The organism is Halorubrum distributum JCM 10118 (assembly GCF_000337335.1).
Taxonomy (GTDB): domain Archaea; phylum Halobacteriota; class Halobacteria; order Halobacteriales; family Haloferacaceae; genus Halorubrum; species Halorubrum distributum.
Map to the genome: position 1 here is coordinate 20,843 of NZ_AOJN01000048.1, position 24,870 is coordinate 45,712.

Below are 24,870 nucleotides of genomic sequence, written 5' to 3' on the forward strand. Positions count from 1 at the left end.
AGACTATGCCTCCTGGAGGCTGCGAAGGACGTCCGGCGCCGCCGCGAGCGCGTCGTCGAGCGCGTCCGCGTCCGGGCCGCCTCCCTGCGCGAAGTCCGGCGGGCCGCCGCCGCCGCCGCCGACGCGCCCGGCGAGCTCCGAGACGACCTGCCCGGCGTTCACGTCGACGCCGTCGGGGACGCCGACGACGAAGCTCGCGGAGCCGTCGGTGCCGCTGCCGATCACGGCGACCTTCCCGTCGTCGACGTGTGCGTTCGCGGTCGCGCGGAGCTCGTCGGCGTCCCCGTCGAGCCGCTGGATCACCGCGGCGGTTCCGGCGACCTCGACCTCTTCCGCGTCGGCGCCGCCGGAGGCGCGCGCGGTCGCGAGCTCCTCCTTGAGCGACTCGATCTCCTTGCCCCGCGCCTTCCACTCCTCGAAGAAGCGCTCCGCCGTCTCGGGCACGTCGAGCGGGTCGACGTCCAACACGTCGGCGGCGTCGTATAACGCGTCCTCGGTGCGCTGGGTCGACTCGACCGCCGCGGCGCCCGCGGCGAAGACGATCCGCTCGACCCCGTCCTGAACCGGCTCCGTCTTCAGCACCTTCACGGCGCCGATCTCGCCGGTCCGGTCGACGTGGGTGCCCGCGCAGGCCTGGACGTCGGCGTCGCCGACGTGGATCAGCCGGACGTTCGTTCCCGGCGGGACGCCGCCCTGATACAGGTCGAAGCCGTGTTCCGCCTCCGCCTCGTTGCGGTCGGGCCACTCCTGGCGCACCGGCACGTCGTCGCGGACCAACTCGTTGGCGACGCGCTCGATCGTCTTCACGTCCTCGCGGGTGATGCGCTCGAAGTGGCGCACGTCGAGCCGCGCGGAGTCGGTCCCCTTCTGGGCACCCGCCTGCCGGACGTGGTCGCCGAGGACCTCGCGGGCGGCGTGACCGATCAGGTGGGTCGCGGTGTGGTGCGCGCGGAGCCGCTCGCGGCGGTCGCCGTCGACCTGCCCGCGGACGAACTCGCCTTTCCCGGGGTCCGCGTCCGTGCGGTGGAGGACGACGCCGTCTGCCTCCTGAACGTCGGTGACGTCGACGGTGGTCTCGCCGACCGTGAGCTGGCCCCTGTCGGCCGGTTGGCCGCCGCCTTCGGGGTAGAACATGGTCTGGTCCAACACGACGTCGTACCCCTCCTCGGCGTCGACCACGTCGAGGACGACCGCCTCGAACTCCGTGCGCCCCTGGTCGTCGTAGAACAGCTTCTCCGTCTCGGGGAGGTCGGCGAGCCGCTCGTCGCGCTCGTCGGCCGCCGCCGCGGCGTCGCCCTCCTCGTGGCGGTCGGCGACGAGCGCGTAGAAGTCGTCGGGCACGTCGACGCTCGCGCCGCGGTCGTCGGCGATGTCGGCGACCATATCGGGCTGGATCCCGTGGGAGTCGTACAGCTCCAGCAGCTCTTCGGTCGGGATCGGTTCGCCGGTGCCGGCGTACTCGTCGGCGAGCTGTTCGACCTTGCGGGCGCCCCGCTCCAGCGTCCGCTCGTACTTCCGCTCCTCGCTGCGGACGATCTCGCGGATCGTGTCGCGGTTCTCGTAGCCGAGCCGATCGGCCTGCATGTCGACGAGCTCGTCGAGGGGGGCGTCGACGCCGACCTCGTCGACGAGCCGCTTCATCCGCCGTAACACCATCCGGGCGAGGTAGCCCGTGCCGACGTTCGACGGGACGATCTCGTCGCCGAACATGTACGCGAGCGTCCGCGAGTGGTCGGCGATCGCGTAGATAGACTCCAAGGGTTCGACCAGCTCGCGCAGCCGGTCGACGTCGACGTCGAGCCGGTCGGCGATCTCGCCGCGGGCGGCCTCCACGTCGTCGACGTCGTCGATGTCGAGCCGCCCGGAGAGCTTCGCGGCGCGGTGGACGATCTCGCGTTCCGCCTCGGTGTGTTCGATCCCGGCGTTGTCCTTCAGGAAGTCGATCGCGTCGGGGTAGACGGCCTCGTACACCGTCGCGGTCCCCTGGCTCATCCACGTCCACCGTTCGAGCCCGTACCCGGTGTCGACGATGTACGTGTCCATGAACGAGTACGTGTTCCCGTCCTTCATCTCGTAGTCGCCGTCCGGGTCCTGCTCCATACACATGAAGACGAGCGTCGCCAGCTCGGCGCCTTTATAAATGACCTCGATGGCCGGGCCGGCGTTGCCGCCGCCGACCCACGGGTCCTCGATGTAGGTTATCTCCTCGAGGTCCGCCCCGAGGCTCTCGAACAGCTCGTCGCAGTACCGGACCGTCTCGTCTTTCCAGTACACCTCGCCGTGGTAGGCGTACTCGTCCTCCTCGACCTCCTCGCGCGTGTTGAACGCGTGGTGGGCCATCATCTCGAACGCCATCGTGTGGCGACCCGTCTTGCCGACGTTGTCGATGTCCTGCATCCGAATACAGGGCTGTGAGATGGTCAGCGGGTTCGCGGGCGGCGGCGTCTGCCCGGACGTGACGAGCGGCTGGAAGTCGTAGATGGACGCCTGCGTCAGGAGGACGTCGTCGCGCCAGCGGTTCGCGGCGACCGGGTACGGGTCGATCCGCTCGTGGCCGTGCTCCTCGAAGAAGGAGAGGAACGCCTCGCGCATCTCCGACAGCGAGCGGGCCTCCGGGAACCCGGGGTCGTCGATGAAGCTGTAGTCCTCGCAGGGCGGCTCGCCGCACAGCTCTCGGTCCGCGTCGCGGGTCCAGAAGTGCGCGCCACAGGAGGTGCACTCCTTGCGCTCGAACCCCTCCTCCTCGAAGTAGTCGAGACGGTACTCCGCTTCGAGATCGCTCATTACACGAACGTGGCCCGTGTTGCTCCAAAAGGGTTCCGGGGTCGCTCGTCGCCCGCGACGGCGCCGCTCGCCACCGCGAGACGGGCTCGACGGGGATTCTCGGGCGGAGCGACGGCGACCGGTCGCCGGGGGACCTGGGAAACAGGAACGCGGCACACGACGAACGTCGCGATCGATCGGAACCGGACGACGGCACCGGGCTTCGCCGACCGGTACGAGGATTTATACGCTCCGCGGCGCCTATCACGTACAATTGTGACCTCCGCGTTGGGCGAGCACGCGTCGGTCCTCGTGCTCAACGACGACCCCGAACTCGCCGAGGAGCTCGGGTCCCACCTCGGCGCCGAGCGCCGCGACTCCGACGACGGCGGTGCGGTCGAGACGTTCGCCGCCGCCCCTGACGGCGTCGACGACGACCGCCTCGCCGGGGCCGACGTGACGGTCGTCGTCGACGAGGCGGGGCTCGAACGGGTCCGGCCGGTCGACCGCGTCGGCGCCGTGGTCGCGTACGTCGACGACCCGACGGGCCGCGTCGCGACCGACCCGCTCGTGGACGCGGTCGCCGGGTCGCGCGAGGCGCTTTCAGAGACGGCGTCGTGGCTGCTCGCACGGGACCGGCGCTCCGTCGCGCGGTCGGCGCCGACGCGGACCCCCTCTCGGATCGAACAGCTCAACGCCGGGATGACCGAGCTCGCCGCCGTCAGGTCGGTCGACGAGGCGTACCGGGCGACCATCGCGGTCGCCGAGCAGGTGTTTCCCGGATACCAGGGAGTGGTTGCGGTCCGCGACGGCGAGTGGGTCGAACCCGTGGTCGCCTCCAGCGGGACGCCCGTCGAGGACTGTAACCGGGTCCGCGTCGGGAGCGGCGTGGCCGGCAGGGCCGTTCAGACCGGCGACGCCTCGATCGCGCCGAACCCGAACCCGGAGAGCCGGTTCGACACGGTGCTCACCGTTCCCGTGGGCGACGACGTCGTCTTCCAGCTCGCGAGCGACGACACCGGCAGCGGCGCCGAGTTCGACGACGCCGACCGCCGGTTGGCGGAGCTGCTCGCATCCCATCTCGAGGAGACCCTCGATCGGATCGACGTCACCGAGACGCTCAGGGCCGAACGGGACCGGCTGCTCGCGCTGTTCACGAACGTTCCCGACCCCGCCATCGCCTACGACTACGTCGACGGCGACCCGATCGTCCGCCAGGTGAACGACGCGTTCGAGGCGACGTTCGGGTACGAGCCGGAGGCGGTCATCGGCGAGTCCGTCGACGACTACATCGTCCCTCCGGACGCCGAATCGGAGGCCAACGACCTCAACGAGCAGCTCCAGCGCGGCGAGAACGTCCGCAGGGAGGTGACGCGGATTACCGCCGACGGGCCGCGTCACTTTATCCTTCACGTCATCCCGATCCACCTCGACGCCGCGAACGCGGCGGGCTACGCCATCTACACCGACGTCACCGACCGACGCGAGCGCGAGGAGACGCTCCGGCGGCAGAACGAGCGGCTCGACGAGTTCGCCTCCATCGTCTCCCACGACCTCCGGAACCCGCTGTCGGTCGCGGAGGGATACGTCGACCTCGCGCGCGAGACGGGCGACACCGACCACCTCGACAGGGCGGCCGACGCCATCGACCGGATGGACGAGCTGGTCGAGGATCTTCTGTCGCTGGCCAGGGAAGGGCGGTCGGTGGGCGAGACGGACCCCGTCTCGCTGGCGACGGTCGCGCGCGAGGCGTGGAGCAGCGTCGACACGGGCGGGGCGACGCTGACCGTCGAGGCCGACGGAACGCTGGAAGCGAACCGGACGCGGCTGCGCGAACTCCTCGAGAACGTCTTCCGCAACAGCGCCGAACACGGCCGCGACTCCCCCGAGGACCCGCTCTCGGTCCGCGTCGGGGCGGGGACGCTCCGCGACGACGACGGCGAGGAAGTCCCGGGGTTCTACGTCGAAGACGACGGGACCGGACTCCCCGACGACGCGGACCGAGTGTTCGACAGCGGGTTCACCACCGAGGAGTCGGGCACGGGGCTCGGGCTCGCCATCAGCGAGCGCATCGCCGAGGCGCACGGGTGGACCGCCCACGCGCTCGCCGGCGCGGACGGCGGGGCCCGCTTCGAGTTCCGAACCGGCTGAGCGGCCGTCGGACGCGCGCCGGTCCGAAACGACCTTACGCCGCGCGCGAAGGTATCAGGTATGGTCGAGAACGTCGTCTACCCCGCCTACTTCGACGCAGAGCTGTCGCGCTCGGAGGGCCGCCGCGTCCCGACGGACCTGGCGGTCGAAGCGCCGACCGTCGACGAGATCGCGAAGGCCGTCCAGCAGGTCGGCTACGACGCGGTCGTCGAGCGCGACGCGACGTACTCCCGGGAGTTCGAACCCCGCGGATCCGTCGTGGTCAAGGGCACAGAGGACACCGCGAAGAACGACCTCGTTCAGGCGATCGCCGCGTACCTCGGCGTGCTCCGGGAGTAACCGTGCGGCGCGTCGGCACCGTCGTCCGGACCGCCGGGGGGCTCGCGATCGCCCGCGGCGACCCCGACGCCGAGCCCCCCCGGATCGGCGCGAGCGTCGTCGACGAGTCGCTCTCGACGGTCGGGCGCGTCGTCGACGTGTTCGGGCCGGTCGACCAGCCGTACGTGGCCGTCACGCCCGGCGACGGCGTCGGACTCGCCGACCTCGTCGGCGGCAAGCTGTACGCGCGGTAACGCTCTCCTCGGTCACTCCGCCGCGACCGCGTCGGTGGCGTCGGTCACGTCGAAGTCGTCGAGCGTCCTCTCCGTGCGCGCGAGCCGCTCGGCGACGACCAGCTTCTCCCGTCGCTCCAGCCGCTCCCAGTCGAGTTCGGCCGGCGGCGACGCCTCCAACGACTCGAACCGGTCGACGACCGACTGGTTGGCGAACCGCTCGAACGAGCCGCAGTTCGGGCAGGTCCGCGAGAGGTGCGACGTGTCGAACGATCGCGTGACGACCTCGTCGAGACAGCTCAGACACCGATAGGTGTGGGTCCGAGACACGAGTACACGGAGGAGCCGAACGTACGAGTATCTGTGGTCGGCGGCGCGCGGCTCGCCGAGCGAACCCCGTCGCGTCGAGAGCCGTCGCGTCGAGAGCCGTCACGCCGGGAGTCGCCGCTGTAGGCGTCGAACGCGTCGAAAGAGAAAGAAAGACCGGACGCTCAGAACAGCGCGGACGCCGCCGCCTCGGCCGTCTCGATGACGGGACCAAAGCCGGGCAAGAGCAGCACCGTCGCGACCGCCGCGAAGACGACCGCGGCGTACAGCGCCGTCGGCCGCACGTCGATCGCGTCGAGCGCGCTCGGCGACTCGGGCTCGTCTAAGAACAGCGCCTTCACGACCCGGCTGTAGTAGTACAGCGAGACGACGCTGTTTATCGCGCCGAGGCCGGCGAGCCACAGGAAGCCGTTGTCGATGGCCGCCTGGAACAGGAAGTACTTCGAGAAGAACCCGGCGAACGGCGGGAGCCCCGCGAGCGAGAACATGAACACGGCCATCGCGACGGAGGCGACCGGCGCGCGCCGCCAGAGCCCCGCGTAGTCCGCGAAGGTCCGGCCGACGCCCCACCGCTCCGCCATCGCGACGAAGAGGAACGCGCCGGTGTTCATGAACCCGTAGACGAGCAGGTGCGCCATCGCGGCGCCCATGACGGTGCCGTTCGCGGGCCCGTCGACCGTGAGCGCGGCGACGCCGATGAGCGCGTACCCGGCGTGCCCGATGGAGGAGTACGCGAGCATCCGCTTGACCTCCTCTTGGACCGCGGCCGCGAAGTTACCGAGCGTCATCGTGACGGCCGCGAGGACCGCGAACGCGAGCATCCAGTCGACGTTCGCCGAGACCGCCAGCTCCAGCGGGAACGCCTCGGTGAACACGCGGAACGCGACGACGAACCCGGCGGCCTTCGAGGCCGACGAGAGGAACGCGCTCACCGGTGCGGGCGCGCCCTCGTACGCCTCCGGCGCCCAGAAGTGGAACGGGACGGAGGCCGTCTTGAACGCCACGCCGCCGATCATCATCACGACGCCGACGCCGAGGACGCCGGTGACCCCCTCGACCGACGCCGACGCGATGTCGGCGAGGATCAGCGAGCCGGTCGCGGCGTACACGAGCGAGATGCCGAACAGGAAGATCGCGGACGAGAGCGCGCCGACGAGGAAGTACTTCAGCCCCGCCTCGACGCTCCCGCGGTTCTGCTTGAGGTACGCGACGAGCACGTACGACGGCAGCGACACCATCTCCAGGGCGACGAACACGACCGCGAGCGAGTTCGCGGCCGCGAGCAGCGCCATCCCGGTCGCGGCGAACGTCACGAGCGAGTAGAACGCCGCCGGGTTGGCGTGGTCGTGGAAGTAGTCGTGCGCGGCGACCAGCACCAGCGCGGTCACCGACGCGAAGATGGCGGTGAAGAATAACGCCAATGTGTCCACCTTGATCGCGTCGGCGAACAGGAGCACCGCGCCGCCGTCAGGGCTCACCCCGCCGCTCGCGGTGAGCCAGACGGTGGCCGCCAGCGCGGCGAGCGAGCCGAGCGTGCCGACGACAGCCATCGACGTGTTCGACCGCGCGTCCGGACGGATCGTGTCGACCAACAGCAGCGCGAGGCCGGTGAACGCCAGGAGCAGCGCCGGCAGCAGCGCCGTCACGGCGGGAAGTCCGTTAACCATCGACGGTCACCCCCTCGACGACCGGCAGGGCAGCGTCACGGATCATCTCGAAGAAGATGTCGGGCGCGACGCCCAGCACGATGATCGCCACGAGCAGCACCGCGAGCGGGGCGACGTCGTGGAACGCCGCGGGCCCGACGTCGTAGTCGGTCTCCAGTTCGAACGGCCCGAACAGCGTGCTCTGCATCGCCGACAGCAGGTACCCGGCGACGATGACGATACCGAACATCGCGAGCGCCGTGAACACCGGGGCGTACGGGAGCGCCGGCGCGGACAGCGAGCCGACGAAGATGAAGAACTCGCCGGCGAAGCCGGCCATCAGGGGCAGCCCCATGTAGCCGAAGGCGCCGGCGACGAGGATGCCGACGGTGACCGGCATCCGGTCGGCCATCCCGGCCATGTCGCCGACCATCCGGGTGTGGGTCGCGTTGTAGATGACGCCGACCGCCATGAACATCAGCCCCGAGATGAGGCCGTGCGCGACCATCTGGAACGTCGCGCCGCCGATCCCGTACTCGGTGAAGACGACCAGCCCGAGGATGACGTATCCCATCGACGAGACGGAGGAGTAGGCGACGATCCGCTTGAGGTCCTTCTGTGCCAGCGCCAACATCGCGCCGTAGATGACGCTGATGACGGCGATGGCGGCGATCGGGATCGCGAGCATCGACGCCTGTTCGGGCAGCATCGTGAAGTTGAACCGAAGCAGCGCGTACGTCCCCATCTTCAGGAGGACGCCGGCCAGGAGCACCGACGCGGGCGTCGGCGCCTGAACGTGGGCGTCCGGGAGCCACGTGTGGAACGGCACGATCGGGACCTTCACCGCGAACCCGAGGAACATCGCGAGGAACGCCACCATCGCGATCCGGTCCGGCGGGATGCCGAACCACGTCCCCAGGCCGCCGGCGGCGATCGCCTGTGCGATCTCGGGCAGCGCGAACGACGACACCGAGCCGCCGAGCGCGAACACGAGGCTCATGAACCCGATGAACATCAGCAGCGACGCCGCGTTCGTGTAGACGAAGAACTTGATCGCGGCGTACTTGCGGCGCGGACCGCCCCAGATCCCGATGAGGAAGTACATCGGGACCAGCACGGCCTCCCAGAAGACGAACCAGAGGAAGAAGTCGAGCGCGGCGAACACGCCGAGCAGGTTCGCCTCCATGAACAGCATGAGCCCGTAGAACTGGCTCTGTCGCGTGTCGACGGGCGTCCACGCGCTGAGGATCGCCAGCGGCACGAGGAACGTCGTGAGCACGAACAGCGGGAGGCTGATGCCGTCGAGCCCGACGAACCACGAGACGCTGCGGCCGCCCACTTCGAGCCACTCTATCTGCGTCGCGTACGCGATCTCGCCGCCGAGCAGCGCGTTGCCGCCGGCCTCGAAGCCGGACCAGAGGTAGAGGCTGCCGACGAACGGAATCAGGCTGATCGCGAACGCCAGCCGGCCGGCCCACTCGTCGGGCGCGAGGAACACCGTCAGCGCGCCGACGAACGCGGCCGCCATGAGCGCTTCGAGTATCACAGGAACCACCCCCCGGTCGCGCCGAGCACGAGCAACAGCGCGACCAGTCCGAAGGTCAGCAGCGCGGCGTACTGGGAGACGACCCCCGACTGGAGCTTCCGGATCCGGCCGCCGCCGGTCAGGCTCACCGACGAGACGCCGTTCACGACGCCGTCGATGATCCCCTGGTCGAAGGTGTTCGCGCCGCCCGCGACGTCTTCCGTTCGATACGCGAGCCAGACCTGCAGTTCGTCGAGGTAGTAGTTGTTGTACAGCACGTCTTTGACCCCGCCGAGTTTGGCGGTGTGTTCCGTCGGCGACGCCACGTCGTAGAGCCGCCAGGCGAGTCCGAGTCCGAGCAGCGCGAGGCCGAGCGAGACGGCCGCGCCGACGAGGACGGTTCCGACCTCACCGCCGACGAGGTACGCGCTGCTGTACGGACCGATGTCCGCGTAGTGGTGCGAGGAGAGCCCCTCGATGCCGCCCCACTCGTTGTCGAGCCAGCGGTGTAGCACGTCGATCCCCTTGATCCCGAGTACCTTCTTGACCGGAACCATGTTGATGAGCCCGGTGACGACGGCCAGCGAACCGAGGACCGTCAGCGGACCCTTCACGTTCCAGCCGACGGGTTCGGGGTCGCGGGCGGTGTCGCTCCGTGGCTCGCCGTGGAAGGTCAGGAACACCATCCGGAAGGTGTAGAACGCGGTGACCGGCACCGCGAGCAGCCCCATCAGGTAGCCACCGAGCAGCAGCGGGTCGTTGAGGCCGTGGACGAGCGCCTCGTAGAGGATCTCGTCTTTCGACCAGAAGCCGGCGAACGGGAAGATGCCCGCGAGCGCCAGCGAGCCGGCGAGGAAGGTGTAGTAGGTGACGGGCATCCGCGACTTGAGCCCGCCCATGTCCCACATGTCCTCGTTGTGGTGCATCGCGATGATGACCGACCCGGCGCCGAGGAACAGCAGCGCCTTGAAGAACGCGTGGGTGGTGAGGTGGAAGACCGCGGCCACGTATCCGCCCGCGCCGAGCGCGAGCATCATGTAGCCGTACTGCGAGATGGTGGAGTACGCGAGCACCTGCTTCAGCTCGTCTTTCACCACGCCCATCGTCGCCGCGAACAGGGCCGTGAAGCCGCCGACGAAGGCGATGACCGCCATCGTCGTCGGCGTCAGCACGTAGAAGCCGTACATCCGCGCGACGAGGTAGACGCCCGCCGCGACCATCGTCGCGGCGTGGATGAGCGCGGAGACGGGCGTCGGGCCCTCCATCGCGTCGGGGAGCCACGTGTGAAGCGGGAACTGCGCCGACTTGCCGACGACGCCGCCCAGGACGAGCAGGCCGACGACCGTCAGCCACGTCCCGAGGTCGAGGCCGCCGGGCGTCCACGCGACGGAGCCGGAGCCGTCGAGCGCCGCCTCAGCGAGCGCCGGGAACGACTCGGGGCCGGCGAACTGCGCCGTGCCGAAGGTGGCGAACACCGCGACGACGCCGACGAGGAAGAAGTAGTCCCCGAAGCGGGTGACGAGGAACGCCTTCTTCGCGGCCGACGGCGGGCCCGGCTCCCGGAAGTGGAAGCCGATGAGCAGGTACGAGCAGAGCCCGACCAGCTCGAAGAACATGAACGCCATGAGCAGGTTGTCGGCGACGACGAAGCCGAGCATCGACGCCGTGAACAGGCCGAGCCCGGCGTAGTAGCGCGGCAGGCCCGTCTCGCCCTCGTCGTTCATGTAGCCGAGCGAGAACACGTGGACGAGCAAGGCCACGAGCGTCACGATGACGAGCATGAGCGCCGACAGCGGGTCGATCAGGACGCCGAACGTGAGTTCGATGTCGGTCGGGCCGATCCCGGCGCCGCCCTCGCTCGCCCAGTAGTACAGCGTCTCGTTGTACGCCCGCCCACCCGCGACGGTCGCGGCGACCCAGATCGATAGCAGGAACGAGCCGGCCGTCGCCGCGATGCCGCCGAAGGCGCCCCCCTTCGGGAGGTACCTGCCCGCGCCGAGCGCGACCAGGAACGAGAAGAACGGTAAGAGTACGATCGCCGGAACGTATGCGAATGCGTTCACCATCTTACCACCTCATCTCCGCGGGAACAGTCACGTCTGTCGTGCCGAAGTTGCGGTATAACACGAGTATGATGCCGATGCCGATGGCGACCTCCGCGGCGGCGAGCGCGATGACGAACAGCGCGAACACCTGCCCCGTGAGGTCGCCGTAGTACAGCGCGAACGCGACGAAGTTGATGTTGGCCGCGTTCATCATGAGCTCGACGCTCATGAGGAAGTAGAGCGCGCTCCGCCGCGTCAGGACGCCGAACAGTCCGATACAGAACACGGCCGACGCCAGCAGCAGGTACCACGACGGCGGGATCGAGGCGGCGACGGCGGTCACCGGCGGTCACCCCCGTCGCGTCCGCCGTCGGTCAACGCCTGCCCGAGCGCGGAGACGACCGTGTCGTCCTCCTCGCGCTTCGCCAGGTAGACGGCGCCGTCGACCGCGACGTCGAGCGCGACCGCGGCGATCAGGAAGGCCGCGAGGAACCCCTCGGACGGCACCGCGCCGAGCTCGTACTCGGCGAGGTTGAAGAGGGCGTACCCGATGTTGTGGACGACCGACGCGTCCGCCGGGAAGCCGACCTCCCCGAAGCCGAACGTCGCCCCGTTGACCGTCGCGGCCAACACCGCGAACAGCCCGCCCACGGCGATCGCGGGTGCGATCCGGGAGCCGCGGCTCTCGTCGTTGCTCACGCGCTACTCACCTCCGTTTCTGTGTCCGATCGCGTGAGCATCACGGCGAACGTGACTAGGATGAGGACCCCGCCCACGTAGACGAGGATCTGCATGGCGGCAATGAACTCCGCCCGCAGCATCACGTAGTGCACCGCGACGCTCGTGAGGGCTCCGCCCAGAAGCAGCGCGGCGTGGAACACGTCGCGCGCCAGGACGACCCCGAGGGCGAACGCCAGCGTGACCGCGGCGAACAGCCCGAACGCGATGGTAGGATAAACCATTGTGTTTGTCTCCTATGAGAACCCCTTTGAAGATTTCGAGACGTGCCCGCTACTGGTAGTCGACCTCGCCGTCGCCCTCCCCGATCCACGCGCCGCGATCGGGGTTGCGGGACTCCAGCGGGTCGATTCCCTTGTACCACGGGACGTTCTTGAGCTGTTCTTTGTTGAACACGAAGTCGTCCTTCGTGTCGGCGGTGAACTCGAAGTTCTGCGTCAGCAGGATGGCGTCGACGGGGCAGACCTCCTCGCAGAGCCGGCAGTAGATGCACTGCCCGATGTGGAGGTTGTACTGCTCGCCGTTTCGCTGGTCGTCCTGAACGATCTGGATCGTGTCGTTCGGACAGACGTTCTCGCACTGGCGGCACCAGATACACCGCTCTTGGCTGAACTTGTGGACCCCGCGGAACCGCGGGCTCACCTCGGGCGCGTCCTCCGGGTATTCCACCGTGAACGTCGACCCGTCCAGCGCGTGTTTCATCGTCGTCGCCATGGATTTCATGAGTCCGATCATGTTACGCGATCACCCCCACGATTACGGCCGTGAGCACCAGGTTCGCGAACGACAGCACCAGCATTCCCTTCCAGCCGATCTCGATCAGCTGGTCGATACGGACGCGGGGCAGCGCCGCGCGGGCCCACTGTGTGAACAGGAAGAAGCCCCAGATCTTCACCACGAACCAGATGAAGCCGATGCTCTCCGGGCCGGGCCCGGAGGCGCCGCCGAGGAACGTCACGGCGAGGATCGCCCCGCCGAGGAAGATGTGGACGAACTCCCCGAGGTAGAAGAGGACGAAGTACGCAGAGGAGTACTCCGTCTGGTACCCGCCGACGATCTCCGTCGGCGCCTCGGGGATGTCGAACGGGTTCCGCCCGATCTCGGCCATGTTCGCCGTGAGGAACAGCACGAACGCGAACGGGTTCACGAACGCGTACCACGACGGGATCGAGACCCCGGCGACCGCCACCAGCGTCTCCGTCTGCGCGCCGACGATGCCGCTCATCTGGAGGGTGCCGGCGAAGATCACGACCGACATCGCCGTGACGATGAGCGGAATCTCGTACGCGAGGTTCTGCGCGACCGCGCGGAGCCCGCCGAGCAGCGAGTACTTGTTGTTCGACGCGTAGCCGGCCATCACCAGCGAGACGGACGCGATCGACGCGAACGCGAACACCAACGCGAACCCGACCTCGGGGTCCGCGAGCTGGAGGTTGATCGGCCCGAGCTGCCCCATCGGGATGACGGAGAAGCCGAGCAGCGCCGACGCCGGCAGGAGGATCGGCGCGATGTCCCACGAGGGGCGGTCGACGCCCTCGGGGATGATGAGCTCCTTCGCGAGGAGCTGGACCGCGGCCGCCGGGATGATTAACAGTCCGTAGGGGCCGATCCGGTCGACCGCGATCCGGTCGGTGAACGCGGCCGTGATCTTCCGTTTCGCCCACGGGCCAGCGACGCCCGTGAACGCGAGGATGATGTTCCCGACGACGAACGCGGCGACGAGCGATGCCGCGACCTCGCCGATGACGCTGTCGAGCCCGAGGGTATCGACGATGAACTCGGGGAACAGCTGCGCGGGCGCCGTGCCCATCAGCGGTCCACCTCCCCGAGAACGACGTCGAGGCTACCGAGCGCGGCGATGACGTCGGGAATGTACTCCCCGTTCGCCATCTCCGGCAGCGTCTGGAGGTTCGAGAAGCACGGCGATCGGATCTTGAACCGGGCCGGCTTGTCCGTCCCGTCCGCGCGGATGTAGATGCCGAGTTCGCCCTTTGCGCCCTCGACGGCGCGGTAGATCTCCGTGTCGTCGTCCGGGCGGAGCGTGCGCGGCACGTTCGCCTGGATGTTCCGCTCGTCTTCGGGCCAGTCTTCGAGCAGGTCGACGCACTGCTCGATGATCTTCGCGGACTCCTCGACCTCGCGCATCCGGACGAGAAGGCGGCTGAAGTTGTCGCAGCCGTCCTCGGTGACGACGTCCCAATCGAGCTCGTCGTAGTAGCCGTACGGGTCGTCGCGGCGCAGGTCGTAGTCGACCCCGGAGCCGCGGGCGACGGGCCCCGTCGCGCCGTAGTTCTTCGCGACCTCCGGCGGGAGGATGCCGGTGTCGATCGTCCGCATCTGGAAGATCTCGTTCGAGGTGATCAGGTTGTGGTACTCCTCGATCGACTCCGGGAGCTGGTCGAGGAAGTCGCGGGTGTCCGAGAAGAACTCCTCGCGGGGCTCGGGCAGGTCCCAAACGACCCCGCCGAGCCGGAAGTAGTTGAACATCAGCCGCTGGCCCGTCAGATCCTCGAGGAGGTTCTGGACGCGCTCGCGGTCGTTGATGGCGTACATGAACGTCGCCGTGAAGTCGCCGTTGATGTCGAGCGCGAACGTGGCGAGCGCGAGCATGTGCGCGGCGATCCGGCACATCTCCGCGCCCATCGTCCGGATGACCTGCGCGTATTCGGGCACCTCGATGTCCGCGAGGTCCTCCGCCGCGCGGGCGTACGCCCACTCGTTGAGCAGCCCCGCCGAGATGTAGTCCCAGCGGTCCGGGTACGGCATGATCTGGTGGCGGTACGTGCCGGACTGTGCCATCTGCTCCTCGCTGCGGTGGAGGTAGCCGATGTCGGGCTCGACGTCGGCGACCTGTTCGCCGTCGAGGACCGTCTTCAGGTGGAGGACGCCGTGGGTCGCCGGGTGGTGCGGCCCGATGTTGAGGAACATCGTGTCGGACTCGGCGTCCTTGTGGTGGTCCTCGAGCGGGTTCGCGTGCTCCGGCAGCGTGGCGATCTGCGGCCGGTCCTTGTCGTAGTCCATCGACAGGGGGTGGCCCTGCCAGGTCTCCGGCAGCAGGATCCGGCGCAGGTCGGGGTGGTCGTCGTACTCGATCCCGATCAGGTCGTACGCCTCACGCTCGTGCCAGTCGGCCGTGCGGAAGACGGGCTCGGCGGACTCGGAGACGGGGTCGTCCTTGTCCGCGGGGACGACGATACTGACCTCCTGGGTCGGATCGTCGTACTTCTTCAGGTGGTAGATCGACTCGTAGCGGTTCTCGTACTCCTGTGCGGAGACGACGGAGAGGTGGTCGTACCCCGCCTGCTCTTTCAGGGTCCGAAGCGTCTCCTGAACGGTGTCCGGGCGGATGACGAAGCCGGGCGCGTTCAGGTGGTCGTCGCGGTCGACGACGAGGTCCCCGAGCAGCGCCTCCAGCTCGTCGGGCGTGCGCTCGACGGCGCCGTCGTCGACGGTGTCCGGTCGTTCGAGGCTCATGGCGAATCAGCGAAGTTGTATCGCATGACGAGCTCGTCGTCGTCGATCTGGTCGGTCAGCTTCTCGACGAGTTCGTCGCGTTCGAGGTCCGAGAACTCCTCCAGCTCGTACGGCTTGACGGTGACGGGCGCGGCCTCGCCGTTGGCGACGCGCTCCTGGAGCTTCACGACGCCGTACACGAGCGCCTCGGGGCGGGGCGGGCAGCCGGGGACGTGGATGTCGATCGGGATGACCTCCTCGGCGCCCTTGATCACGTTGTACCCCTCCTGGAACGGGCCGCCGGAGATGGTACACGAGCCCATGCCGACGACGAACTTCGGCTCGGGCATCTGGTCGTAGACGCGCTTCATCCGCGGGGCGAACTTCGAGACGATCGTCCCGGGGACGATCATCACGTCGGCCTGCCGCGGCGAGGCGCGGGGGACGCCCGACCCGAAGCGGTCGAGGTCGTGTTTCACCGCGTAGGTGTGCATCATCTCGATGCTGCAGCAGGCGATGCCGAACTGCAGCATGAACATCGAGGAGCCCCGACACCAGTTCAGGAACTTGTCGAACTTGGTGAGGATGAACGGCGAGGAGCCGAACGCCTCACGCAGGCGGGAGTTGAACCGGTCTCCCTGCCCGGTCATCCGGGCGTCTCGAGTCTCGGTTACGACTTGCGAATCGTCGGTGATAAACGGTTGATCGCTGCTCATTAGTTGATGTCCTCCGTCGTCTTTCTGCTGGTCGCGCGGGGGCTGCGAGCCCAGCTGATCGCCCCCGACCGCCACGCCCAGACGAGTCCGACCGCGAGGATTCCGACGAACGCCAACATCGGCCACAGCAGGTCGGCCATCGGCACGCCGGCCTGAACGGCCGGGCGATAGATGACCGCCCACGGGAACAGCAACACGGTCTCGATGTCGAACACGACGAACAACAACGCGACCATGTAGTACTGGATGTTGAACCGGATCCGCGTCCCGCCCGTCGGGGTCTCGCCGGACTCGTAGGTGGTACTTTTACCGGTCTCAGGCACGCTCGGACGGAGCAACGCCGACACTGTCATCATCGCTATCGGGATGAGCAGGCCGACGACCGCCAAGGCGCCAATCGCTATCCAATCGCTCATATAGGTCTCCGTAACGTGCTGGCGTTTGGACCGCCCCCTCATAAGCGTTGAGTCTTGTGCGTCCGCGTGCGTGCGGGCCGGTATTGCCCGTTCGCGGTCGAAGCGCCGGCGAAGTGAGTGAGAACACTCGATCCGGATCGGAGGGCGAGTCGACGGAAGCGCACCGATTTTGGGGCGCGCGGAACGATGTTCGTTCATAAATGAGCGCCGGTGCGGTCGGCGCGTGCCGACGAGCGCCCGCAGGGCGCGATGTCGCACGCGCGAGGGAGTCGGGCGCGGCGAGGGCGACCGGAGGGAGCCCGCAGGACGCGCCCGACGAGGCTGGGGAGGCGTGAGGCTGCGGTCCCGCGAGCGACCGGAGGGAGCGAGCGGGAGNGAGGGCGACCGGAGGGAGCCCGCAGGACGCGCCCGACGAGGCTGGGGAGGCGTGAGGCTGCGGTCCCGCGAGCGACCGGAGGGAGCGAGCGGGAGTACGGAAGTCGCAGCCCGCGCAGCGAACGCAGTGAGCGATCAGGACCGTCTTCCGGTGGTGCTGTGCGGTGCGGGGCGGGACTCAACGGGGCAGTCGCGAGGCGGACGCAGGCGAAGTAAGCACTGGAAGGAGCGAGCAACGCGAGCGACTGAAGAGCGCAGCGAGCGTGCGTCCGCCTCGCGACTGGGGCTTTAGCGGTGTTCGCCGTTGATCTCCGGTTTACCATTTATAAATAAACGCCTGAGGACTTGGAGAGGTTCTTGACCGAGCTACCGTCACCGGCGTAGCGCTGAGCGACTGAGGGTTTATAGGAGCCTGCCGAATCCCCGCGGCACTATTTATAAACAAACGGTCGGGTATTCGGGCGCGGCCACCACGCCGGTCACTCCTCACCGATCTCGGAACCCGTCGATCCCGAGGTCGTGGAGGGCGGCGGAATCGTCCGCGACGCCCGCCTTCTGCTCGTCGTGGAGGTCGACCAGGCGCTCCTCGATCTCGTCGTGTTCGCGTGCGAGCACCTGCGCCGCCGACAGCGCCGCGTTGTACGACTTTCCGGCGTCGACGGCGACGATCGGCGCCCCGGTCGGCATCCCGATGACGGAATCGACCGACTTCTCCTGAACCGGCACGCCGATCACGGGCACCGGGTAGGCGATCGAGGCGGTCATGTTCGGGAGGTCCGCGGACTTCCCGCCCGCGCCGGCGATGATGACGTCGAGCCCGCGCTCCGTCGCCGTCTCCCCGTACGCGTACATGAGCTCGGGGGTCCGGTGCGCGGAGACGACGTAGCTCTCGTAGGTGAACCGCGCGTCGGGCGCGTCGTGAAAGTCGGTCTGCTCCGCGAAGCCGAGGTCGTCGAGCGCCTCGTAGGCGTCCGCCATGACGGGGAGGTCCGAGTCCGACCCCATGATGATCCCCACGTCCGGGGTGGTCGCCGGGTCCGCGTCGGTCGCCGCCTCCGATTCCAGCCGGTCGATCAGGTCGTCCACCGCGGTCATAGGTGTGGGTGACGCGAGGCGGGTTGTAAATCGTGCCGGTACGGCGACCGATCGGCACGCCGACGGTAGACGCCCCGACGACCGCAAGGCCGAAAGGTTCGGCCGCGGAACCGTGGGACGAACATGCCCTCCAGACGCGCGTTTCTCTCCGGCCTCGGAGCGGCCGGACTGACGGCTACCGCCGGCTGTCTCGCCGGATTCGACGCCGAGCCCGGCAGCGACGAGACGTACGGCTGGCCGAGCGGTGGCGGCAACGACTGGAACTCGCGAGCGGTTCCGAACGGGACTGCGCCGCGCGACGACCCGACCGTCGATCGCACGCACGAGTTCGACGGGATCCCCGCCGGCGATCCGGTGGTGACGGCCGGAACGGTTCTCCTGAACACCGGCGTGGACGTGATCGCGTTCGATCGAGAGGACCTGAGCCGACGCTGGTCCGTCGCTCCCGACGACAACGGCGCGTTTAGCTACACCGGGGCGCCGGCCGTCGCGGACGGCGTGGCGTACGTCCCGGAGAGGGACACGCTGGTCGCGCGCGACCTCGACACCGGCGAGCGGCTGTGGAGCCGGGGGTTCGAGTACGTCTTCAGGGAGACGACCCCCCTCGTGATCGATCGCGGGGACGACCACCGAGTGGTGATCGGCGCCGGCGAGTACCTCCGGGCGTTCGACGGCGCGACGGGGGAATTGCGGTGGGAGCGCCGGTTGGACGGCATCGTCCGGGGACCCGCCGCCCGCGCACTGGCGTCGGTGTACGGCACCGTCTACGCCGCGACCACCGGCGGAGAGCTGTACGCGGTCGACCACGACGGCCGCGTACGCTGGAACCGGACCGTCAACGCCGGGATCCGTACCGCGCCGACCGTCGTCGGGTCACGCGGGCCGAACGGCAATTCGATACGGGGGTCGGGGGACGTGGTGGTCGGCGATGGGGACGGGTCGGTCCGCTGTTTCGACCCGACCGGGGCACACCGGTGGCGCACCGGTCTTCGCGGGTTCGTCGAGGGGGGAATAGCGGCCGGTCACGGCGGAGTGTTCGCGGTCTCCGGCGGACGGCTGTACGCGCTGAATGCCGAGAGCGGAAATCACGCGTGGCGGACCGATATCGGAAACGCCACTCGACCGACGCCGCCGGCGCTCGTGGGCGACACGATATACGTCGGCGGGGAACGACTCCACGGGGTCGGCGTCGGTGGTGGCGTCGGGGTCCGCTCCGTCCGCGTCGGCGAGACACGGTTCGAGCACGGGGTCGACGGCGGTGCCAGCTACGTCACCGCCGCCGACGGGACGCTGTTCGCGACGGTGGCGGGGGAAAGCGGAAGCGGGCGGTTAGTGGTCCTCTCCTGAGAGGTACGCGCGGAGGAGGTCGCCGTCGTGTAGGTTCTCCGGAACCGCCTCGAACCACCGCGCGGCGCGGATCTCGTCCGGATCGACTCCGAGGTCGGCCGCGTCGGGAATCCGCCCCTCGGCGCGGGCCGCGTAGACGACGTACTCGGCCTCGAACGCGACCGAGTCGCGCTCGGCGTCGACGTACGACTGCTCGAAGACGACGACCGGGTCGGCGACCCGCGCGGTCAGTCCGGTCTCCTCGCGCACCTCTCGCGCCGCCGCGGTCGCCGGCGACTCGCTCGGTTCGACCGCTCCGCCCGGGAGGACCCAGCCGTCCGACCACGAGGTCCTCACGAACGCGGTCCGACCGTCGGGGTCGCGGACGCGGGCGGCGGCCGTCAGGGCAGTCCCCTCTTCGGCCCATTCGCGGAGCGCCTCGATCCGGTCCGACGGGAGCCGGATCGACTGGTGCTCGCGAGGCGCGTCAGGCGCGACGCCGCCGGGAGCGTTGTCAGACATCGGCCCGCGGCTACGCGTCCCGAAACGTCAGCCCGTCGCGGAGGTCTCGAGCCCGCGAGAGCAGCGCGTCGCGGTCGACTTCGTCGGCCGCGGCCCGCGCCGCGTCCCGCTCCGTCACCGTCAGATGCCCCATCTTCCGGAGCGGGTAGACGTCGTCTTTGCCGTACCAGTGGAGGTCGGCGTCGGGAGCGCCGAGGACCGTCTCGACGTTCCGGAGCGTGGCGGCCCCTCGCTCGTCCACGTCGCCGAGGAGGTTCGCGGTGACCGCGGGCGCGACGAGGTCGGTCGGGCCGAGCGGCCACCCCAGCACGGCCCGGACGTGGTTCTCGAACTGCGAGGTGCGCGCGCCCTCGATCGTCCAGTGGCCCGAATTGTGCGGGCGCGGCGCGATCTCGTTGACCAGCACCTCGCCCTCCTTCGTCTCGAACAGCTCGATCCCGTAGACGCCGCGGCCGTCGAGGACGTCGAGCACGTCGCGCGCGACCGACTCGGCCTCGGCGACGACCGCGTCGCCGGCGCGGGCGGGACTGACGCTCTCGCGGAGGATCTCCTCCCGGTGGACCGTCTCCGTGACGGGGTAGGTCCGCGTCTCGCCGTCAGCGCCCTTCAGACCCATCACGGCGATCTCGCGCTCGAAGTCGAGGAACTCCTCGGCCATCGCGGCGCCGCCGACCGCGTCGAGCGCGTCCGCGGCCTCGGCGGGCGCCTCGACCGGGACGTTTCCGCGGCCGTCGTAGCCGCCCTCGCGGGCCTTCAGCATGACGCCGCCGAACTCCTCGACGACGCGTTCGAGCCCCTCGGCGGTCGCGACCGCGACGAACTCGGGGACGGGGATCCCGGCGTCCGCGAGCGCCTCCTTCTGGACCAGCTTGTCCTGGATCGTCTCCAGCGTGCCCGGGTCGGGGTGGACCGGCACGCCGTGCTCCTCGCTCGCGGCCGCGAGGACGGCCGGGTCCGCGAGCTCGATCTCGAAGGTCAGGGCGTCGACGCGGGCCGCGAGCTCGTCTATCGCGTCCGCGTCGTCGAAGTCGCCGACGATCTGGTCGCTCGCGACGGGCGCCGCCGGGCAGTCGGGCGTCGGGTCCAACACGACGAGGTCGACGCCGAGCGGCGCGGCGGCCTCCGCCAGCATTCGGCCCAGCTGTCCGCCGCCGACGACGCCGAGCGTCGGCCCCGGAAGAGTGATCGACATGTGTGAGTCGGTACTGGACAAGAGTGAATAAGTATTGCCAAACAAGCCGACGAATACGCACAGATACGGATCGATATGCCAGGCGAGCGCGCCGCCGAGTCAGACCGAGATCCGTTCGAGGTCGCTCTCCAGCTCCTCGACGAACTCGTTGTACGCCGCGACGAACCCGCGGAATCGGTCGGCGTACTCGCGGACGTCGGCCGCGGAGGGCGCGCCGTACTGCGAGAGGAGGTAGAGCCCGCCCGACCCGCCGACCCGGAGGTACGAGACCGCCCCCTCGTCGTACTTCAGCTCCCAGCGGTCGCCCTCGACGCGCGCGGTGAACGTCCCGTAGTTGTCGCTCTCGTACCGGTGGATCTCGCCGGCGATGACCGCGCAGGTGTCGCGGATCTGATCGAGGACGCGGTCGCGCTCGGCCACCACGCCCTCGGTGGTCGCCGGCTCGGGGAACTCGGCGCTCACGCCGTCGAGGACGCCGGACAGCGAGTCGACGTGGTCGTTCCACGCCGCCACGAACGCGGCGTAGTCGTCGAGCGCGGTCGCGAGCGCAGCCGGCTCCGGCGGCTGCTTCGTCGAGATGACGTACGTGTCCGAGCCCGAGTTCGGCGAGAACAGCAGGAACTCCAGCTCGCCCGCCTCGTGTTTCACCGTCCACTCGCCGCCCGGCGTCGACAGCGTCTCGCGGCCGTAGTCGCCGCCCTGGAGCCGCGCGAGCTGGTAGGCGATCTGCCCCGCGTGGTCGCGCACCGCGGCGACGAGCTCGTCGCGGCGCTCCGCGACGGCCGCGGCGTCGCGCACGTCGAGGTCGATCCCGAGGTCTGCCTGCGTCGTCACGGTCTCAGTGAGCGCGCCATCCGGTTAACCGGTTCGGGTCGGCCGGCGGCGCTCGATCCCCGGTTCGCAGCGGGGACGCGCAAGTCACTCGATCGTCTCGCGGATCTCGCGGATCCGGTCCGGCTCGTCGACCCCCGAGCGGACCACGACCGCTGAGACCGCGTCGCCGTCGGGGACCGGCGCGTCCCCGCTCAGGATGGCGTCCGAGCCGGTCTCCTCCGCGAGCCAGCGCCGCCCGTCGGCGATCGCTTCCCGGTTGAGCCACGCGGGCGGGCCGCCGACCACGAGCAGGGTCCGGTCGGCGCGCCCCTCGGGGGCCTCGACCGTGTTCTTCCCGCGGGCTGCCTTCCGAATGACCGTCTCTATCGCCGACACGGCCGCGCTCGTGTCGACCTCGGCCGGCTCCGAGGAGCCGAACAGCCCGAGCCCGAACTTCGAGCCCGAATCGGGGGGCTCCACCGCCTGTGTCGCGTGGCCGATCACCGCTATCTCTCCGTCGTCCCCCGCCGCACGGGCGACGTCGCTCGCGTCGAGCACCTGTTGGGGTGTCGCCGTCCCCTCGGGCGTCTCGCCGGCGCCGAACAGCGCCGCGATCCGCTCGGCGGCGACCTCGTTGAGCCGATCGCGGGCCCCGGCGAGCGTCTCGCTCGGGCGGAGCCACGCCGCGTTGTCGAACGGGAAGACCGCCGCGCACTCGTCCGAGAGCGCGTCGAGGGTCCGCGCCGCGTTCCGCTCGGCCAGCGGGCGGTGGACCGCCGGCGGCGCCGGCTCGTCTCCGGAGGACGCCGCGCCGCCGGCTCCCGCACTCGACGCCGCGCCGCCCGGCCCTCCGGAGGACGCGCTCCGCGGCCCGCCGTCGTCCGGTTCCTCGGTCTCGTCGCGGGTGGGGAGGAACCCGAAGGCGTAGACCGGGGCGTCGTAGAGCCGCGAGAGCTCCGCGGCGAGCGCCGGGGCCGCGCCCGCGCCGGCCGCGCCGCCGAGGCCGACGACGATCAGGAACGCCTCGGCGATCGACGGCCCTTGGTCGTCCATGGCCCGGCCGAGCTCGCTCGCGTGCGCGTCGCCGAGGCGGCGCCCGGCGTGGAGGTCGCCCTCAAGCCCGTCCCCGCCCGCGGCGTCGCCGAACCGGTACCGGCGCTCCTCGCCGAGCGCGTCTAAGGCCTCGAGCGCGTCCATGTCGGTGTCGAAGGCGTGGACGCCCGCGAGGAACGGGTCGTCGCCGTGGTCGGCGGCAAGGCGGTCGGCGATCCGCCCCCCGGCTCCGCCGAGGCCGATGACGTGTAGTCGCATACGTGGGGCGGTCGTCGACCGGGGATATATGACTTCGGCTCGGCGCGAATTGCGGCCGAGCGGTCGGGCGCCATGTCCGGTCGGGTTCCCCCGTCGTGGTCGGGGTCTGCCGCTGCGATCAAACGCCGCCGCCAGGACCGGACCGCCGGGCGCCCGCGACGGCTCAGAACTCCTCGAGCCGGCGCTGATCCGCGGGGATCTCCGGCCCCGGCTCCGGCTCGACGCCGAGCAGGCGCAACAGCGCGGTGTCCGCGAACGTCAGCGCCACCACGAGGATGATCGGCGCGAGGAACAGCCCGTGGAAACCGAACACGACCGGACCGAAGATGTACGCCAGCATGAGCAGGCCGACGTGGGTGGTCTCGCCGCTGAAGTACGGCCGGAGGACGATGTCGGGGATAGTGTCGACGACTACGACCACGACGGCGAGGAACCCGGCGACGTAGGCGAGCAACGCGAGGTCGCCGTCGAGCGCGATCGGTATCGACATCGCGGCCGCGATCGGGATGTAGACGATCTTCATCCCGATCACGGGGATCAGGCTGGCGACCCCGGTGAGCGCGCCCGCGAGCGTCGGGTACGGGATCTCGACCGCGGCGGGGGCGACCGCGTTGTACGCCAGGTACGTGACGACCGCGATGATCGAGATGGCGATGACGTTGAGCAGGTTCCCGTACAGCACGGCCTCCAGCTCGTCGTCGGCGGTCTCGAGGTACTCGCGGACGATCGCGTCGTCGTCGAAGCGGAGCAGCCAGTCGTGGAGCTTGGAGCCGTCGATGAGCAGGTAGTACGTGACGATCACGGTGATGAGCAGGTTCAGGGCGAGCCCCGACAGCGTGCTCGCCAGCAGCGACGCCTGCTCGGAGACGAGGTCGATGAGCGGGTCGAACTGGCCGGAGCGGTACGCCGCGAGCAGCTCGTCCATCGTCGGGTTGGACAGCTCCGCGAGGTCGCCGATCACCGAGTTCTCCGTGCCGATGGTGTCGGCCACCGGGTACGTCTCGATGAACCGGCGCGCCTCCAAGATTAGCAACACCAGCGTGTAGCTCACCAGGCCGATGAGCGGGACGCCGATGACCGACAGCGACACCACCGCGCGCACCCGGGAAGGGAGCCGGAAGCGCTCGAGCCGGTGGTAGAAGCGCCGCGTCGAGTAGTAGAGGAAGACCGCGACGGTGAGCGGGGCGACGAACCGATAGGCCACGTAGCCGGCGACGAGCGCGACCGCGAGGCCAAAGAGGGCGACGACGAACCGCTTTTCGTCCATGGGCCACGGTGGCCAGCGCTTGACATAAACCATGGTGGTCGTTGCGGCTACCGCGGCCGCGACGGGCCCCGTAATCGCGGTCGCGCGGATCCCAAAGCCCCTAACGGCGGGCTGTGAAGGGGGAGGCATGAGCGAGATTCACCCGGACCAGCGCGTCGCCGTGCTGGCGGACTCACAGAACCTGTATCACTCCGCACAGAGCGTCTACTCGCGGAACATCGACTACTCCGGCCTGCTCGACGAGGCCGTCGCGGACCGGTCGCTCGTCCGCGCCATCGCGTACGTGATCCGCGCCGACTCGCCGGAGGAGGAGAGCTTCTTCGAGGCGCTCCGCGACATCGGCTTCGAGACGAAGATCAAGGAGATCAAGACGTTCGCCGACGGCTCGAAGAAGGCCGACTGGGACCTCGGGATGAGCCTCGACGCCGTCTCCTTAGCGAGCCACGTCGACACCGTGGTCCTCTGCACCGGCGACGGCGACTTCGCCCGGCTCTGCTCGCACCTCCGCCACGAGGGCGTCCGCGTCGAGGCGATGGGGTTCGGCAACTCCGCCGCCGACGAGCTGATCGAGGCCGCCGACGACTTCGTCGACCTCGCGGAGAAGGAGGACACCTTCCTGCTGTAGTCGGTCGCGCGTC

24 protein-coding genes are annotated in these 24,870 nt (G+C 69.4%); 5 read left to right on the forward strand and 19 right to left on the reverse strand.

Annotation, left to right across the window (positions count from 1 at the left end; all coding sequences use genetic code 11):
• Positions 1 to 3: 3 nt before the first annotated feature.
• A complete protein-coding gene (gene alaS / locus C466_RS08225) occupies positions 4 to 2,784 on the reverse strand; it encodes an alanine--tRNA ligase (protein ID WP_004596412.1) in 2,781 nt (926 codons plus the stop codon).
• 255 nt (positions 2,785 to 3,039) lie between these two features.
• Between alaS and C466_RS08230 the strand changes: the two genes are divergently transcribed.
• Genes C466_RS08230 through C466_RS08240 form a run of 3 tightly spaced genes read left to right on the forward strand, consistent with a single transcriptional unit; the run spans position 3,040 to position 5,486 of the window.
• Positions 3,040 to 4,914 carry a PAS domain S-box protein gene (locus C466_RS08230; RefSeq protein WP_004596411.1) on the forward strand — a complete coding sequence of 625 codons (1,875 nt, stop codon included), beginning with the start codon at positions 3,040 to 3,042 and terminating at the stop codon, positions 4,912 to 4,914.
• A gap of 60 nt (positions 4,915 to 4,974) precedes the next feature.
• Positions 4,975 to 5,253, forward strand: a complete 279-nt coding sequence (gene srp19, locus C466_RS08235; RefSeq protein WP_004596410.1) for a signal recognition particle subunit SRP19 — start codon at positions 4,975 to 4,977, stop codon at positions 5,251 to 5,253.
• A 2-nt stretch (positions 5,254 to 5,255) separates the two neighbouring features.
• Positions 5,256 to 5,486, forward strand: a complete 231-nt coding sequence (locus C466_RS08240) for an H/ACA ribonucleoprotein complex subunit GAR1 (protein ID WP_004596409.1) — start codon at positions 5,256 to 5,258, stop codon at positions 5,484 to 5,486.
• A gap of 12 nt (positions 5,487 to 5,498) precedes the next feature.
• On the opposite strand, the gene C466_RS08245 is transcribed toward C466_RS08240, so the two are convergent.
• The 13 genes from C466_RS08245 to purE form a co-directional block, all read right to left on the reverse strand.
• Positions 5,499 to 5,795 (reverse strand): hypothetical protein, encoded by a 297-nt coding sequence (locus tag C466_RS08245; protein ID WP_004596408.1) that lies wholly within the window; start codon positions 5,793 to 5,795, stop codon positions 5,499 to 5,501.
• 161 nt (positions 5,796 to 5,956) lie between these two features.
• On the reverse strand, positions 5,957 to 7,459 hold the full coding sequence (locus C466_RS08250) for an NADH-quinone oxidoreductase subunit N (protein ID WP_004596407.1): 1,503 nt from the start codon (positions 7,457 to 7,459) through the stop codon (positions 5,957 to 5,959).
• A complete protein-coding gene (locus tag C466_RS08255) occupies positions 7,452 to 8,966 on the reverse strand; it encodes a complex I subunit 4 family protein (RefSeq protein ID WP_049908357.1) in 1,515 nt (504 codons plus the stop codon). The genes C466_RS08250 and C466_RS08255 overlap by 8 nt, the downstream gene beginning before the upstream one ends.
• Before the next feature lie 14 nt (positions 8,967 to 8,980).
• Positions 8,981 to 11,029, reverse strand: coding sequence for an NADH-quinone oxidoreductase subunit L (gene nuoL / locus C466_RS08260; protein WP_004596405.1), 2,049 nt, complete (start codon positions 11,027 to 11,029; stop codon positions 8,981 to 8,983).
• A 1-nt stretch (position 11,030) separates the two neighbouring features.
• A complete protein-coding gene (gene nuoK, locus C466_RS08265; RefSeq protein WP_004596404.1) occupies positions 11,031 to 11,351 on the reverse strand; it encodes an NADH-quinone oxidoreductase subunit NuoK in 321 nt (106 codons plus the stop codon).
• Positions 11,348 to 11,707 carry a hypothetical protein gene (locus C466_RS08270; RefSeq protein ID WP_004596403.1) on the reverse strand — a complete coding sequence of 120 codons (360 nt, stop codon included), beginning with the start codon at positions 11,705 to 11,707 and terminating at the stop codon, positions 11,348 to 11,350. Before C466_RS08270 ends, nuoK begins: the two co-directional genes overlap by 4 nt.
• Entirely contained in the window at positions 11,704 to 11,970 is a 267-nt protein-coding gene (locus C466_RS08275) for an NADH-quinone oxidoreductase subunit J (RefSeq protein ID WP_004596402.1), read from the reverse strand. Before C466_RS08275 ends, C466_RS08270 begins: the two co-directional genes overlap by 4 nt.
• A gap of 49 nt (positions 11,971 to 12,019) precedes the next feature.
• On the reverse strand, positions 12,020 to 12,481 hold the full coding sequence (locus C466_RS08280; RefSeq protein WP_004596401.1) for a NuoI/complex I 23 kDa subunit family protein: 462 nt from the start codon (positions 12,479 to 12,481) through the stop codon (positions 12,020 to 12,022).
• 1 nt (position 12,482) lies between these two features.
• Positions 12,483 to 13,556 (reverse strand): complex I subunit 1/NuoH family protein, encoded by a 1,074-nt coding sequence (locus tag C466_RS08285; RefSeq protein WP_004596400.1) that lies wholly within the window; start codon positions 13,554 to 13,556, stop codon positions 12,483 to 12,485.
• Positions 13,556 to 15,220, reverse strand: a complete 1,665-nt coding sequence (locus C466_RS08290; RefSeq protein ID WP_004599736.1) for an NADH-quinone oxidoreductase subunit D — start codon at positions 15,218 to 15,220, stop codon at positions 13,556 to 13,558. The genes C466_RS08285 and C466_RS08290 overlap by 1 nt, the downstream gene beginning before the upstream one ends.
• Positions 15,217 to 15,915, reverse strand: a complete 699-nt coding sequence (locus C466_RS08295; protein WP_007346121.1) for an NADH-quinone oxidoreductase subunit B — start codon at positions 15,913 to 15,915, stop codon at positions 15,217 to 15,219. Before C466_RS08295 ends, C466_RS08290 begins: the two co-directional genes overlap by 4 nt.
• A complete protein-coding gene (locus C466_RS08300) occupies positions 15,915 to 16,331 on the reverse strand; it encodes an NADH-quinone oxidoreductase subunit A (RefSeq protein ID WP_004596397.1) in 417 nt (138 codons plus the stop codon). Before C466_RS08300 ends, C466_RS08295 begins: the two co-directional genes overlap by 1 nt.
• 861 nt (positions 16,332 to 17,192) lie before the next feature.
• Positions 17,193 to 17,801, reverse strand: coding sequence for a 5-(carboxyamino)imidazole ribonucleotide mutase (purE, locus tag C466_RS08305; protein WP_004598424.1), 609 nt, complete (start codon positions 17,799 to 17,801; stop codon positions 17,193 to 17,195).
• Positions 17,802 to 17,924: 123 nt separating this feature from the next.
• Between purE and C466_RS08310 the strand changes: the two genes are divergently transcribed.
• Positions 17,925 to 19,148 (forward strand): PQQ-binding-like beta-propeller repeat protein, encoded by a 1,224-nt coding sequence (locus C466_RS08310; protein ID WP_004598423.1) that lies wholly within the window; start codon positions 17,925 to 17,927, stop codon positions 19,146 to 19,148.
• Here C466_RS08310 and C466_RS08315 read toward each other — a convergent pair.
• The 5 genes from C466_RS08315 to C466_RS08335 form a co-directional block, all read right to left on the reverse strand.
• Complete coding sequence (locus C466_RS08315; protein ID WP_004598422.1) at positions 19,131 to 19,649, reverse strand: NUDIX hydrolase; 519 nt, start codon at positions 19,647 to 19,649, stop codon at positions 19,131 to 19,133. The two genes, C466_RS08310 and C466_RS08315, sit on opposite strands and share 18 nt — an antisense overlap.
• 10 nt (positions 19,650 to 19,659) lie before the next feature.
• On the reverse strand, positions 19,660 to 20,841 hold the full coding sequence (locus C466_RS08320) for a 5-(carboxyamino)imidazole ribonucleotide synthase (RefSeq protein ID WP_004598421.1): 1,182 nt from the start codon (positions 20,839 to 20,841) through the stop codon (positions 19,660 to 19,662).
• A gap of 99 nt (positions 20,842 to 20,940) precedes the next feature.
• On the reverse strand, positions 20,941 to 21,675 hold the full coding sequence (locus tag C466_RS08325; RefSeq protein ID WP_004598420.1) for a hypothetical protein: 735 nt from the start codon (positions 21,673 to 21,675) through the stop codon (positions 20,941 to 20,943).
• Positions 21,676 to 21,759: 84 nt separating this feature from the next.
• Positions 21,760 to 22,965 carry an FtsZ/tubulin family protein gene (locus C466_RS08330; protein WP_004598419.1) on the reverse strand — a complete coding sequence of 402 codons (1,206 nt, stop codon included), beginning with the start codon at positions 22,963 to 22,965 and terminating at the stop codon, positions 21,760 to 21,762.
• A gap of 163 nt (positions 22,966 to 23,128) precedes the next feature.
• Entirely contained in the window at positions 23,129 to 24,232 is a 1,104-nt protein-coding gene (locus tag C466_RS08335) for an AI-2E family transporter (RefSeq protein ID WP_004598418.1), read from the reverse strand.
• Positions 24,233 to 24,359: 127 nt separating this feature from the next.
• Between C466_RS08335 and C466_RS08340 the strand changes: the two genes are divergently transcribed.
• Complete coding sequence (locus C466_RS08340; protein ID WP_004598417.1) at positions 24,360 to 24,857, forward strand: LabA-like NYN domain-containing protein; 498 nt, start codon at positions 24,360 to 24,362, stop codon at positions 24,855 to 24,857.
• The last annotated feature ends 13 nt before the right edge of the window (positions 24,858 to 24,870 follow it).